Source organism: Deinococcus aerius (assembly GCF_002897375.1).
Classification (GTDB): Bacteria; Deinococcota; Deinococci; order Deinococcales; family Deinococcaceae; genus Deinococcus; species Deinococcus aerius.
Map to the genome: position 1 here is coordinate 1 of NZ_BFAG01000011.1, position 11955 is coordinate 11955.

11 protein-coding genes are annotated in these 11955 nt (G+C 70.2%); 6 read left to right on the plus strand and 5 right to left on the minus strand.

The window, feature by feature from the left end:
* Together DAERI_RS14600 and DAERI_RS14605 are read left to right on the plus strand one after the other, a co-directional pair.
* Positions 1-1980 (plus strand): glutamine--tRNA ligase/YqeY domain fusion protein (locus tag DAERI_RS14600; protein WP_103130174.1); only part of this gene is annotated, 1980 nt, incomplete at its 5' end.
* A gap of 180 nt (positions 1981-2160) precedes the next feature.
* Complete coding sequence (locus DAERI_RS14605; protein ID WP_201262771.1) at positions 2161-2961, plus strand: hypothetical protein; 801 nt, start codon at positions 2161-2163, stop codon at positions 2959-2961.
* Between the two features lie 40 nt (positions 2962-3001).
* Here DAERI_RS14605 and DAERI_RS14610 read toward each other — a convergent pair whose 3' ends face one another.
* Entirely contained in the window at positions 3002-4402 is a 1401-nt protein-coding gene (locus tag DAERI_RS14610; protein ID WP_165794225.1) for a tetratricopeptide repeat protein, read from the minus strand.
* A gap of 447 nt (positions 4403-4849) precedes the next feature.
* Here DAERI_RS14610 and ftsH point away from each other — a divergent pair, with 447 nt between their 5' ends.
* Positions 4850-6709, plus strand: a complete 1860-nt coding sequence (gene ftsH, locus DAERI_RS14615; RefSeq protein ID WP_103130176.1) for an ATP-dependent zinc metalloprotease FtsH — start codon at positions 4850-4852, stop codon at positions 6707-6709.
* A 150-nt stretch (positions 6710-6859) separates the two neighbouring features.
* Here the strand turns inward: ftsH and DAERI_RS14620 are convergent, their stop codons facing one another.
* The 4 genes from DAERI_RS14620 to DAERI_RS14635 all read right to left on the minus strand — a co-directional run bounded on the left by DAERI_RS14620 (position 6860) and on the right by DAERI_RS14635 (position 9019).
* Positions 6860-7399, minus strand: coding sequence for a DinB family protein (locus DAERI_RS14620; RefSeq protein WP_103130177.1), 540 nt, complete (start codon positions 7397-7399; stop codon positions 6860-6862).
* 21 nt (positions 7400-7420) lie between these two features.
* Positions 7421-7933, minus strand: coding sequence for a DinB family protein (locus DAERI_RS14625; RefSeq protein ID WP_103130178.1), 513 nt, complete (start codon positions 7931-7933; stop codon positions 7421-7423).
* Between the two features lie 287 nt (positions 7934-8220).
* Positions 8221-8508, minus strand: a complete 288-nt coding sequence (locus DAERI_RS14630) for a DUF1905 domain-containing protein (protein WP_103130179.1) — start codon at positions 8506-8508, stop codon at positions 8221-8223.
* Positions 8509-8536: 28 nt separating this feature from the next.
* Positions 8537-9019, minus strand: a complete 483-nt coding sequence (locus tag DAERI_RS14635) for a DinB family protein (protein ID WP_103130180.1) — start codon at positions 9017-9019, stop codon at positions 8537-8539.
* Between the two features lie 89 nt (positions 9020-9108).
* On the opposite strand from DAERI_RS14635, the gene DAERI_RS14640 reads away from it, so the two are divergent.
* The 3 genes from DAERI_RS14640 to DAERI_RS14650 are packed head-to-tail and all read left to right on the plus strand — an operon-like array spanning position 9109 to position 11905.
* A complete protein-coding gene (locus DAERI_RS14640) occupies positions 9109-9636 on the plus strand; it encodes a (4Fe-4S)-binding protein (RefSeq protein WP_103130181.1) in 528 nt (175 codons plus the stop codon).
* A gap of 24 nt (positions 9637-9660) precedes the next feature.
* On the plus strand, positions 9661-10968 hold the full coding sequence (locus tag DAERI_RS14645; RefSeq protein ID WP_103130182.1) for a thymidine phosphorylase: 1308 nt from the start codon (positions 9661-9663) through the stop codon (positions 10966-10968).
* A gap of 7 nt (positions 10969-10975) precedes the next feature.
* A complete protein-coding gene (locus tag DAERI_RS14650) occupies positions 10976-11905 on the plus strand; it encodes a phosphotransferase family protein (protein ID WP_103130183.1) in 930 nt (309 codons plus the stop codon).
* Positions 11906-11955 lie beyond the last annotated feature (50 nt).

The following is an 11955-nucleotide window of genomic DNA, read 5'->3' on the forward strand; positions in this document are numbered from 1 at the left end:
ACCGTGGACACGCCCGGCACGCCGAGCCCCTACCGGGACCGCACCCCGGAGGAGAACCTCGACCTCTTCCGCCGGATGCGCGCGGGCGAGTTCCGGGAGGGTGAACACGTCCTGCGGGCGAAGATCGACCTCTCAAACCCCAACATGAAGCTGCGCGACCCGGTGCTGTACCGCATCATGTACGCCGAGCACTACCGCACGGGGAACGACTGGTGCATCTACCCGATGTACGACTTCCAGCACCCCCTCCAGGACGCGATGGAAGGGGTCACGCACAGCCTGTGCAGCCTGGAGTACGTGGACAACCGCGCGATCTACGACTGGCTGATGGAGCAGCTTTTCGCCGGGGGGCCTCGCCCGCACCAGTACGAATTCGGGCGCCGGAGCCTGGAGTACACCATCGTGAGCAAGCGCAAGCTGCGCCGACTCGTCGAGGAAGGCTTCGTGACCGGCTGGGATGACCCGCGGATGCCCACCATCGCGGCGCAGCGGCGGCGGGGCGTGACCGCCGGGGCCATTCGCACCTTCGCCTCCCAGATCGGGGTGAGCCGCACGAACCGCACGGTGGACATCGCCCTCTACGAGCACGCCGTTCGGGACGACCTGAACCACAAGGCGCCCCGCGTGATGGCGGTCCTCGACCCTGTGAGGGTGATACTGAGCAACGTGGAGTCGGGCGAGACGCGCCTCCTCTCCCTCCCGTACTGGCCCCACGACGTGATCCGCGACTCGCCGGATGGTCGGGTGGCCCTGCCCACGGGTGAGCGAGTTTCACCTGAGCAGGCGGTGCGCGACGTGCCCCTCACCCGCGAGCTGTACATCGAGCGCGAGGACTTTTCCCTCGATCCCCCGAAGGGGTACAAGCGGCTGACGCGGGGCGGCACGGTGCGGCTGCGCGGCGCGGGCATCATCCGGGCGGATGAGGTGGAGACGGACGAGGCCGGGAACGTCATGGCGATCCACGCCACCCTGCTCGGCAACGACGCGAAGGCCGCCGGGGTGATCCACTGGGTCAGCGCGGAGCACGCCCTGCCCGCCGAGTTCCGCCTGTACGACCGCCTCTTCCGGGTGCCCCACCCCGAGGGCGACAACCCCGACGACATCCTCCCGCCCTTCGACCCTGAGCGCATGAGCCACGAGAACGAGGCGGTCCCGGTGGACACGGGCTTTCTGCGGTTCCTCAACCCCCACAGCCTGCGGGTGACGCGCGGCTTCGTGGAACCCAGCGTGGCGCATGACCCCGCCGAGACCCGCTACCAGTTCGAGCGGCAGGGCTACTTCTGGCGCGACCCGGTGGACAGCCGGGAGGGAGCACTCGTCTTCGGGCGGATCATGACCCTCAAGGACACGTGGGCGAAGGAGCAGAAGGCCGAAGGCAGCAAGCCGAAAGCTGAGGCGCCGAAGGTTGAAGCCCCCCAGGCCGCAGGTCCCAGACCTCAGGCCGCCCCCCTCACCCCCGAGCAGGAGGCCGAGGTCGCCCGCCTGACCGCTCAGGGCGTGGCGGAGGCGGACGCGCGCACACTCGCGCGAGACGCCGTTCTGAGGGAGTTCTTCTCCGGGGCGAACGCCGGGGAACACGCCGCGCAGGTCGCTGCCTGGACCGTGAACGATCTGGCGCCGGGCCTACGTTCGGGCGAGAGCCGCCTCTCAGCCTCCGACCTGCCCGCGCTCGCCGCGCTCCTGGCGGGGGGGCAGATCAGCACCCGCATCGCCAAGGAAGTCCTCGCCCGCGCCGCCGAATCCGGGGAGGCGCCCGCCGCCATCGTCGAGCGCGAGGGCCTGCGCGTGGTGACGGACACGGGGGCGATTGAAGCGGCCATCCGCGAGGTGATGGCGGCGAACCCCGACAAGGTGGAGGCGTACCGGGGCGGCAAGACGGGCCTGATGGGTTTTTTCACCGGCCAGGTGATGCGCGCGACCGGGGGCAAGGCGGACCCGAAGGTTGTGGCGGAGGTGTTGGGAGCGGCGCTGAAGGGCTGATCCCTCCGCCATTTCACCCAGCCCGCCGCCCCGCCACGTGGCGCATGTGGGGCGGCGGGTTCCCTTTTACCCTGGGCGGGTAGCAAATCCAGCCTGGAGGTGTCCCCATGTCCCGAAAAGTCAGTTCCGAGTCGGCCCCAGCTTTCGCCCTCTCCCGGTCTTCCCGAGGTTCTTATGGGCATGTCCCCCAGTCTGGAGCGGTCCTTCGCGCGGCTTGAACAGCGTGTGAAGGTCGTTCCGGCCCTCTCCCGCCGGGGCGTTCCGCTCCCGACGTTCGACATCGACGTGGCGCGTGACCGCCGCGGCGAACATTTCCTGGTGCGGCTGCCCCAGGACGGCGCCCCCGAGCTGAGCGTCCTCGACGTGCAGCCGGGGCTGCGGCAACTCCTGCTGCTGGCCCGCACGCCGGGGCGCAAGGACAAGTTCCTGTGCGGCTTCGACGAGCGCCATCTCTTCACCGCCGCCGTGCCGGGCGAGGGGGTGCGCGACGTGATCACGGCCATGCGCGCCCTCAAGCCCGCCGCCGTCCGCGCCGAGGAGGATCGCCTGGGTGTGCGGCCCCGCCACCGCCTGCGCCGTCACAATGCGGCTTCCCTGCGGCAGGGCGAGTGGTTCTTCGTGCCTGTGCCTGAGGTGGTCGTTCCTTCCGAGCGCCTGCGCCGCAACGAACCCCTCTCACGCGGGAACGGCAGCAAGGCACACATTTGTGCCGAGGCGGCCCGTCTCGGTGGTGAGACGGTCTATGTCTCCCGCCGCCACCGCCAACCCCTCACGCCCGCTCAGTACGAGCACCTGATCCGGCGCAACCCCAACGCCCGGACCTGGAACTGGGAGACGCGGGTGCGGAACCCGGAGCTGTACGTGCGCGGCGAGGTCCGCCACCCCGACCACGCGACCCTCTGGTTGCCCGGCTGGCACCGGGTTCTGATGAACACCGAGGGCGAGGCGCCGGGCGCGCGGTTCGTCACGTTCCTCGACTGAGAAGGGGGAGAGGCCGGGCATCCCACTGCCCGGCCTCCCCTCAGTTCAGCATCCGCCCGCTCTTCTCGCCCATCAACGCCTGGGCCTTGGTCAGATAATCCTGCAAGGTGCCGTACCAGTCGTCGCTCTCCGGGGTGTATTCCAGCGCCTGCTGGGCGTGGGCGTAGGCGGCGGCGGGGTCGCGGAAGCCCTGCTGGGCCATCACGTCGGCGGCCATCTGGTGCCCGGTGATCCAGTCGCGGCTGTGGGGGGCCGCCTCGCGCACCACCCGCTCGTAATGGTCGAGCGCCTCGTCGAGGTGGTAGTAGTCGAGCGCCACGCTGCCGAGCACCAGGCTGGCGGGCACGACCGCCCCCTGCGCGAGTGCCTGCTCAGCGGCGGTCTGCGCTTCCTGGAGTCGCCCCAGCCGGTAGTCGCACTCGGCGAGGTCGGCCAGGACTTCGGGCGCGTAGGGGTAGTCCGGCTCCTGCAAGACGGCCTCCAGCCGCTCGCGGGCCTCCACCGGGCGGTCGAGGTCGAGGAGAGCCACCCCGAGTTCGTGGAGCGCATAGGGCCGGTCGGCGTCCGTGGCGAGCGTCAGCGCCCGCTCGAAGTGCCGCAGGGCCTCCTCGTGCTGGCCGAGGTGCGTCATCACCTGGCCCCACACGAGGGCGACACCGTAGCTGGGGTCGCCGTGGGCCCGCTCCAGCCGGTCGGCCTCGCGGATGCTGGAGAGCGCCTCCTCGGGCTTGCCCAGGTTGAGCAGCGCCTGCGCCTGGAGGTAGTGCCAGGTGGCGAGGTTCAGGCCCTCCTCGGGGTCGTGGCCGGTGTAGAGGGGGCGGGCCTGGTCGAGGGCGGCCCCCGCCTCCTGCGGCTGGCCGAGTTGCAGCAGCAGCGCCGCGCCCTCCTGGAGCATGATCGCCCGGTTGAGGCCCCCCGCGTGGTGCGCCGCCTCCGCGTACAGGTGCGCCGCCTCCTGAAGATGCCCGAGCTGTTCCTCGCTGTCGGCCTGCCAGCTCCTGAGCCGCCAGCGCAGGTGTTCGGGCAGTTCTGCCACCGGGAGGTGGATGTCGAGCGCCGCCTGGGGCTGCTCGGCCAGGGCGAGGGCCGCAATCGCGTGATAGCGCGCCAGGGGGTCGGCGGCCTCACGCGCGGCGGGCGGGGGGGGCGCGGCATCGGGGCCATGCGTGCGGGCATCGAGTTCGGCACTCAGGGCGAGGTACAGCGGGTCCTCGCGCAGGGCAGGGTTCAGGGTGCGGGCCTCGCGCAGGGCGGAGCCGACCTCGGTGGTGGCGGCGTCGCCGTACAGGGCGTGGACGCTGGCGAGGTACAGCGCGAGCCGCGCCCGCTCGGGCCTGCGGGCTTCCCCCATGGCCCCTTCCAGCACGCTGAACGCCACGTCATAGTCGCCCCCCGCGAGCGCCGAGCAAGCCTGCTGCCAGGTGGTGGCGACATCGATCATCACCCCTCAGAATAGCGCGGGGAGGGAAGGGGCGTCAGGTTCGGGGCACGGTCTGCGGCCTGGGCTGCCACGCGCGTGACGCCTGCGTCCGGCGTGGGGACGACTTGCTGAACGGGAAAGGGGTCGGGGTGAGCATGACGCGCTCCCCTTCCCGAGCCGCAGGCAGCGCGGGCCTGGGTTGGGGATGCCGCGTTGCGCTCGGGGCCATCCTGCCGCGGGGTCTCGTCCTGAACCTTCAGCGCGCCTCTGCTGCCTCGTCACGTCTGTAGGGGAGTCGGCCCTGTTGCCCGTCCCGTAGGCGCGCTGCTCGCGGCCCCTCCTTTCTGTAGGTCCGCTCAAGCGCCTCTGTGACGCCCGCTACGCCTGGGTACCTTGAGTCTGGTACACTCAAGTCCGGTGGGACGGCTGCCGTCCCGATCGAACCCTTTCTCCCCCGGAGGACCACACTTGAGGCGGCTCAATCCCTGGCTGATCGTCCTGTTCGTTCTGGCGCTGTTCCTGATGTTCTCTCAGGCACCCATGAGCGGGCGGGCCAGTGTCAATTACAACGTGTTCAAGAACCTGCTCGAACAGGGCAGGATCGAGCGGGTCGTCGTGCAGGAAAACGTGGCGCGCGTCACGCTGAAGGAACCCACCACGGTCGACGTGAACGGCGCCGCGCAGCCCCGGCCGGTCACCGACTTCACCGTCCGGCTGCCCAGCAACCAGGCCACGCCCGACAGCGGGCTGATAGGCCAGCTTGAGGCGCAGGGCGTCAACTACCGCTTCGAGCAGGCGAGCCAGTGGCTGGGCATCCTGCTGAACTTCCTGCCCATCATCCTGCTGTTCGGCATGATGTACTTCTTCTTCATGCGCGCGCAGGGCGGTCAGAACGGCGTGATGCAGTTCGGGCAGAGCCGGGCCAAGAAGTACGGCAAGGAAAACCGCGTCCAGACCAAGTTCACCGACGTGGCCGGGCACGAGGAGGCCAAGCGCGAACTCATCGAGGTCGTGGACTTCCTGAAAAACCCCGGCAAGTACCACCAGATCGGCGCCGAGATCCCGAAGGGCGTGCTCCTCGTGGGGCCTCCCGGCACCGGTAAGACCCTGCTCGCGCGGGCCATCGCGGGCGAGGCAGACGTGCCCTTCTTCAGCGTCAGCGCGTCCGAATTCATGGAGATGTTCGTGGGTGTGGGCGCGAGCCGTGTCCGCACCCTCTTCGAGGACGCCCGCAAGAGTGCCCCGGCGATCATGTTCATCGACGAGATCGACTCCATCGGGCGCAAGCGCGGCGCGGGCATCGGCGGCGGCCACGACGAGCGCGAGCAGACCCTCAACCAGATCCTCTCCGAGATGGACGGCTTCGACAAGACGAGCAGCGTGATCGTCCTCGCCGCGACGAACCGCCCGGATGTCCTCGACCCCGCGCTGCTGCGCCCGGGCCGCTTCGACCGCCAGGTGACCATCGACCTCCCCAACCTCAAGGAGCGCGAGGCCATCCTGAAGGTCCACCTGCGGAACAAGCCCCTCGCCCCCGGCGTGGACGTGCCCGAGATCGCCAAGAGCACGCCCTACTTCTCGGGCGCGGACCTCAAGAACGTGACGAACGAGGCCGCCCTGGAGGCCGCGCGGCTCGGCAAGACCCAGATCGACATGAGCGACTTCTACCGGGCGCTCGACAAGATCACGCTCGGCCTGGAGAACTCCTCGCTGACGATCAGCCCCGAGGAGAAAAAGGCCATCGCCTACCACGAGGCGGGGCACGCCGTGACCGCCGCCGTCATCCCCGGCAGCGACAAGCTCCAGAAGGTCTCCATCATCCCGCGTGGCCGCGCGCTCGGCGCCGCCTTCTACCTGCCGGAGGAGCGGGCGCTGATGAGCCGGGAGCGGCTGGAAAACCAGCTCGTCGTCTCGCTGGGGGGCCGCGCCGCCGAGGAGGTCTTTATCGGCAGCGTCACGAGCGGGGCCGCCGACGACTTCCGCAAGGCGACGAACATCGCCCGCAAGATGGTGCTGGAGTGGGGCATGGGCGACAACTTCAAGAACATGGCGCTCACCACCGACTCCGGCCCGGTCTTCCTGGGCGAGGACATGGCGAAGCCCAAGGCCTTTTCCGAACACACCTCGCAGCTCGTGGACGAGGACGTGAAGCGCATCCTGGGCCGCGCCTACGAGCGGGCCAAGAGCCTGGTCAGCGAGTACGCGGAGGCCATGCACGAGGTCGCCGACGCGCTGCTCAGCCAGGAACTCATCACCGGCGACGTGGTGCGTGACGCGGTGACCCGGGCGCGCGGCCAGGGGCAGCCCGCACCGCAGCCCACCGTGTAAGCCCAGCCTGAAGCTGAAAGACAAAGCCCCCCGGAGACGGGGGGTTTGCCCTGTTGCCCGGCGCGAAAGAGTGGAGTCCTGCCGAGCGAGTCACCTCACCAGGCTCTCGGGGGACCCCTCACGCCGCTCAGGATGACTCCCCTTCTTCCGTCAACCGCTCTGCGCTGACGGTATAGGCGGCAGGTAGAACAGCAGGTCGAGGGACGGCGGCTTGATGTCCTGCGTCCTGAGCAGCACGGCAATCTGCGCGGTATGCCGGACCTCGTGCATCATCACGTGCCACAGCAACCCGTCCACCCGGAAGCGTTGGTGCTCCGGCGGCCAGTCCTCGACCGTCACGACACGTGCCAGCTCGGCGGCGTCCAGCCGGGCGAGGTAGGCCCGGGTGCTTTCCTCCACGGCGAGCCAGTAGTCCAGCAGGGGGGCGAGCGGCACGTCATCGTAGAAGGGACGGCCTCGGAGAGCCTGCACCCCGGGCAGATGGTCCTGCACCGGGGGTACCCGCCGGATGTCGCCGTGCAGCCAGCCGTCCTCGACCTCGGCGATGTGCCACACCAGGTCCTTGATGCAGCGGAACCGGTCGCCGTTCAGCAGCGGCCTGGCCAGCACCTCGTCCGGCACGTCCTCCAGCGTGGCCCACAGGTCCCGCCGGGCGCGGACGAGGTACTCGTAGGTTTCGGGGATGTTCATCGGTTCCTCCCGGGGCGACCTTCACTCCCGCCAGATCGCCCAGTGTTCTTCCAGCTTGTCCAGTTGCTCCTTCGGGCGCCCGCCCAGGCGCAGCAGGGCCATGACTTGTCCCCGGTGATGGCTGTCGTGGACGATGATGTGCTGGAGAAAGTGCGCCGGGTGCGAGGGATAGGTCCCCTCGTTCCAGGGATCGGCGAAGGGCTGCCCCGAGGTGATGGCGTCCTGAACCGCGCCGAGGGCCGCATCGTCCCCGATGGCGAAGGCGCGGCCCAGTTCGGCGGGGTCGCGCAGGCGCAGACGAAAGCTTTCGCCGTCGCGCGCGATGGCGGCGGGCAGACCCTCGGCGTGGGGGGGCGAGATGTTGGAGAGCCAGTCCAGGCGGAAATGCGCCATGTGGCCCAGGTGCTGCCCGACCGTCCACCCGCCCCGCCCGTCCGAGAGGTCCAGGTCAGCGTCAGCCAGGGTGCCCAGCAGAACGGCGTTCACCCGCCCGTTGCGGCGGAAGGATTCGAGCAGCAGATCAAGTTGGTTCATGAGGTCTCCTCTGGCAGGTCAGGCCCGCCGGGCTCGCCCGGCCGGGGGATCTTCAAACCCTGCGGGCGCGGGCCGGTCAGGCGGCGGTCTTCCCCGGATTCCACGGTGCGCGGGCTCGCGCGCAAGCGGCACGTCCTCCTGCCTGAACTCGTGGGGAGGCCAGCAGGGAGGACCGGGCGGTCCACCGTCATCTGCTGCGCCCCGGGCTGTCACGGCGGGACAGCCCCTGACCCCGCCGGTCGGCGTGGACATGTGCCGTGCGTTCAGCTCCATCCACAGCCCGGGAATCACGAGCGGAGTTCAAGCCGCACCGTCACCTCGTCGCCCTCCTGGAGCTGTTCTGCCCTTCGAACACTCGCCTTGACGGGCACGATGTAACGGTCATCCTTGGGAAACAGGGACGTTGTCCACTCGGTCCCGCCGATCCGAACCCGGACGGGAAGCATGCCCCAGCCGTACGTCACGAACTTGGAGGCGGCGTGCAGGTCGCGGCACTGCTCTGCGGGAACGGTCACGAAGTACCAGGGGGCGGGGCCAGCCCAGTGCCACACCGGGCCGCTGAACTCCAGGGTCATGGAGTTCCCCCTCGCGGGCATTGGCGGTTCACCGGGCCCAGAAGTCCGGCGGCGTGATGCCCAGCGCCCGCAGGTACACGTAGCCCTGCCCCCGGTGGTGAATCTCGTTGTCCACCACGCCGATGGCGGCGACCCACCCGGTCATGGGACCCCAGGCGAGCGGCTGCTCCTGGGCGTAGCGGGCGGGGGGAACGCCCGGCAGTTCGGCCTCGAGGCGGCGGCTCAGTTCGTCCCACGCGGTCAGCAACGCCTCCCGGGTCCGGGCGGGCTGCGCGTCCCAGACCGGCTCGCCCCAGTTCCCGGTCACCAGGCCGTTCAGCGTGTACGCCGTCACGCCGTGAATCTCCCACGCCATCTCCGCGAAGGGGCGCATGGGCGGCGCGGCAGTGAAGGTGAAGAGCTGGTCCTCGGGAAAGGCCTCGACAAGGCGGCGGGTCAGGCGGCGGTGGCTCAGCCAGTGGGCCAGGAAGTCGGCGGGGGTGAGGAACGTGGCGGTGGATGTCTGGCTCATGGGGGCCTCCACCCCCAGCGTAAGGGCGATTCCCGTCAGGACCTGACGGGTTGGGCGGCCCGGCACTGGGGTGGGGCGTACACTGGACCATGACGCAGACGACCCCACCGGATGACGTTCTGGCGCGCGGCAAGGCGTACACGGGAGACGGGGTGACCGTGTACTACGACCCGCCGCGCTGCGTCCACGTTGCCAACTGCGTGCGCGGGCTGCCGGAGGTGTTCCGCCCCCGCGAGCGCCCCTGGATTCAGGCGGGCAACGCGGCGGCGGAGCGCGTGGCGGAGGTCGTCCGCACCTGCCCGACCGGGGCCCTCCATTACGTGCTGGCGGGCGGCCCTGGTGAGCTGCCCGACCGGCCCACCACAGTCACCCCGGTGACCGACGGCCCGCTGGCGATTCGCGGCGACCTCGTGATTCAGACGCCGGGCGGGGAGGTGCGGGAGGTCCGGGCGGCCCTGTGCCGCTGCGGGGCGAGCGGCAACAAGCCCTTTTGCGACGGCACGCACGCGAGGATCGGCTGGAGGAGCGGGGGAGGGACGGCTCCCGAGGAGCGCGGCGACGACCACCCGGGGCCGGGCCAGCGGGCGGACGGGGCGCGGGAGTCGGGTGAGCAATAACTCCCCCGGGGCCTAGACTGCCGTATGACCTCTGCCCTGAACATCCCCGACCTGATCCGCAAGAAGCGCGACGGTGCCGAGCATTCCCGGGCCGAACTCGAAGGGCTCGTGCTGGGGTACACGCGCGGCGAGGTGCCCGACTACCAGATCAGCGCGTGGCTGATGGCCGTGTACCTGCGCGGCATGACCCCGCGGGAGACCGCCGACCTGACGCTGGTGATGGCCGAGTCGGGCGATCAGATGAACCTGGGGAACCTACCCCGCACCGTGGACAAGCACTCGACGGGCGGGGTGGGTGACAAGACCAGCCTGATCCTCACGCCCATGCTGGCGGCCCTGGGCCTGACCGTCGCCAAGATGAGTGGGCGCGGCCTGGCGCACACGGGCGGCACCATCGACAAGCTGGAGAGCTTTCCCGGCTGGACCCCCGAACTGCCCGAGGAGCGGTTTCTGGCGCAGGCCCGCGAGATCGGCCTCGCGCTGGTGGGCCAGAGCAGGGACCTCGCGCCCGCCGACGGGAAGCTGTACGCGCTGCGCGACGTGACCGCCACCGTGGACTGCCTGCCCTTGATCGCCTCCTCGATCATGAGCAAGAAGCTCGCGTCGGGGGCGCACACGGTCATCCTCGACGTGAAGGTGGGGGCGGGGGCCTTTATGCGCACGCTGGAGGACGGGCGCGCCCTTGCGCGGGCGATGGTGGACATCGGCACCCGGGCGGGGCGGCAGGTGCGCGCGGTGCTCACCGACATGGACGCGCCCCTGGGCCGCATGGCCGGAAACAGCCTGGAGGTGCGGGAGGCCATCTACACCCTGCGCGGTGAGGGGCCGGAGGACCTGACTGAGCTGTGTGTGGCCCTGGCGGTGGAGGCGCTCGCGGCCTACGGGGAGGACGAGGCCCAAGCGGAGGCCCGCGCCCGCGCGACGTTGCGGGACGGCTCGGCGCTCGAGCGGTTCCGCGCCTTCGTCGCCGCCCAGGGGGGGGACGGGGCACTGGTGGACCACCCCGAACGGCTGGACGTGGCGCCCGGACGGGCGGAGGTGCTGAGCCCGGCCTCCGGCTTCGTGGAGCGCATCGACGCCCTCTCCGTAGGGCGGGCCGTCCTCGCCCTGGGGGGCGGGCGCGAGCGCAAGGGCGAGGCCATCGACCACGGGGTGGGGGTGGAGCTGCTGAGGAAACCCGGCGAGGCGGTGTCGGCGGGAGAGGCCGTGCTGCGCCTCTCCCACCGGAATGGGCGGGGGCTGGAGACGGCCCGCGCGCTGCTGGAGGAGGGGCTGACGGTCACCGCGACGGCCCCGGCGCCCCAGCCACTCATCCTCGACCGGGTGAACTGAGCGGTTCGTGCCGTCCTCTTCCCTCTCGGACGTGTGGCGGGCCTGCTTTCCGCATCGGCCACACCCCGACGTGGCCCCGGCGGGGGAGGGCGACTCTTGCCGCGCCTTGCTGGCCGAGCACACCTGGCTCTTCCTGTTCGCCAAGCACCCCCTGGCCTCGGAGTGTCTGGACCGGGTGGCGCGCGTGCTGCCGCTGCTGGCGGGAGACAGTCCACTGCCCATCCCGGCGGTGGAGTACCACGGCCACCTCGCGGGCCTCGCCTACGTCGGCTACCGCTGCCTTCCCGGCACGGAACTCACGGCGGAACGGTTCGCGGCTCTGGCCCCGGGCCAGCGGCAGGCCCTGGCGGGGACGTTGGGCGCGTTCGTCGGGCACCTGCATGCCTTCGACCCGGCTGAGGCTGCCCGTCTAGGCGTCCCCAGCAGTGAATATCCCTTCGCCATGCAGGAGGACGAGTTGCTTCCCGGTTCGGCGGAGGAACTGTACCGGCAAGACCTGGGGGCGTTTGCGTCGTGGCCGGAGGCGGAGAAAGCCCTGGTCGGCGGGCTGGAGGACAGGCTGGCCGAGTATCTGCGGTTGACCCGCGCCTCGGCCCAGCCCCTGGTCCTCCTGCATGGCGAGGTGTCTACCGATCACGTCCTGTACGGTCCACACACTGGCCGACCGACCGGGATCATCGACTTCAACGGGATGATCGTGGGGCGGCCCGCCCGCGATTTCCTGTACCTGTATGGGGAGTATGGGCCTGACTTCGCGGCGGAGGTGCTGCGGCTTTACGGGCGCCTGCCCCTGGGGGAAGCACTTGAGGAACTGCGTTTCCTTCACCTCTGGCACGTGCTGGCACGGCTGCTGTGGGCCGTGAAGTACGGGTATACGACCAGGGCAGGAATGTTGCAGGGGCAGCTCCGCATCCTGCTCGCCGAAGCCGTGCCCTGACAGCTTTTCTTAATCCTCCCGTAACCCAACCTCTCTCAGGAAAAGCCGAG

Bases quoted from the DNA above. Each gene is read 5' to 3' on its own strand.
- DAERI_RS14610 (WP_165794225.1), bottom strand. From the start codon at position 4,402: ATGATCGATGTCGCCACCACCTGGCAGCAGGCTTGCTCGGCGCTCGCG.
- DAERI_RS14635 (WP_103130180.1), bottom strand. From the start codon at position 9,019: ATGAGCCAGACATCCACCGCCACGTTCCTCACCCCCGCCGACTTCCTG.
- DAERI_RS14605 (WP_201262771.1), top strand. From the start codon at position 2,161: ATGTCCCCCAGTCTGGAGCGGTCCTTCGCGCGGCTTGAACAGCGTGTG.
- DAERI_RS14640 (WP_103130181.1), top strand. From the start codon at position 9,109: ATGACGCAGACGACCCCACCGGATGACGTTCTGGCGCGCGGCAAGGCG.
- DAERI_RS14625 (WP_103130178.1), bottom strand. From the start codon at position 7,933: ATGAACCAACTTGATCTGCTGCTCGAATCCTTCCGCCGCAACGGGCGG.
- DAERI_RS14630 (WP_103130179.1), bottom strand. From the start codon at position 8,508: ATGACCCTGGAGTTCAGCGGCCCGGTGTGGCACTGGGCTGGCCCCGCC.
- DAERI_RS14645 (WP_103130182.1), top strand. From the start codon at position 9,661: ATGACCTCTGCCCTGAACATCCCCGACCTGATCCGCAAGAAGCGCGAC.
- DAERI_RS14620 (WP_103130177.1), bottom strand. From the start codon at position 7,399: ATGAACATCCCCGAAACCTACGAGTACCTCGTCCGCGCCCGGCGGGAC.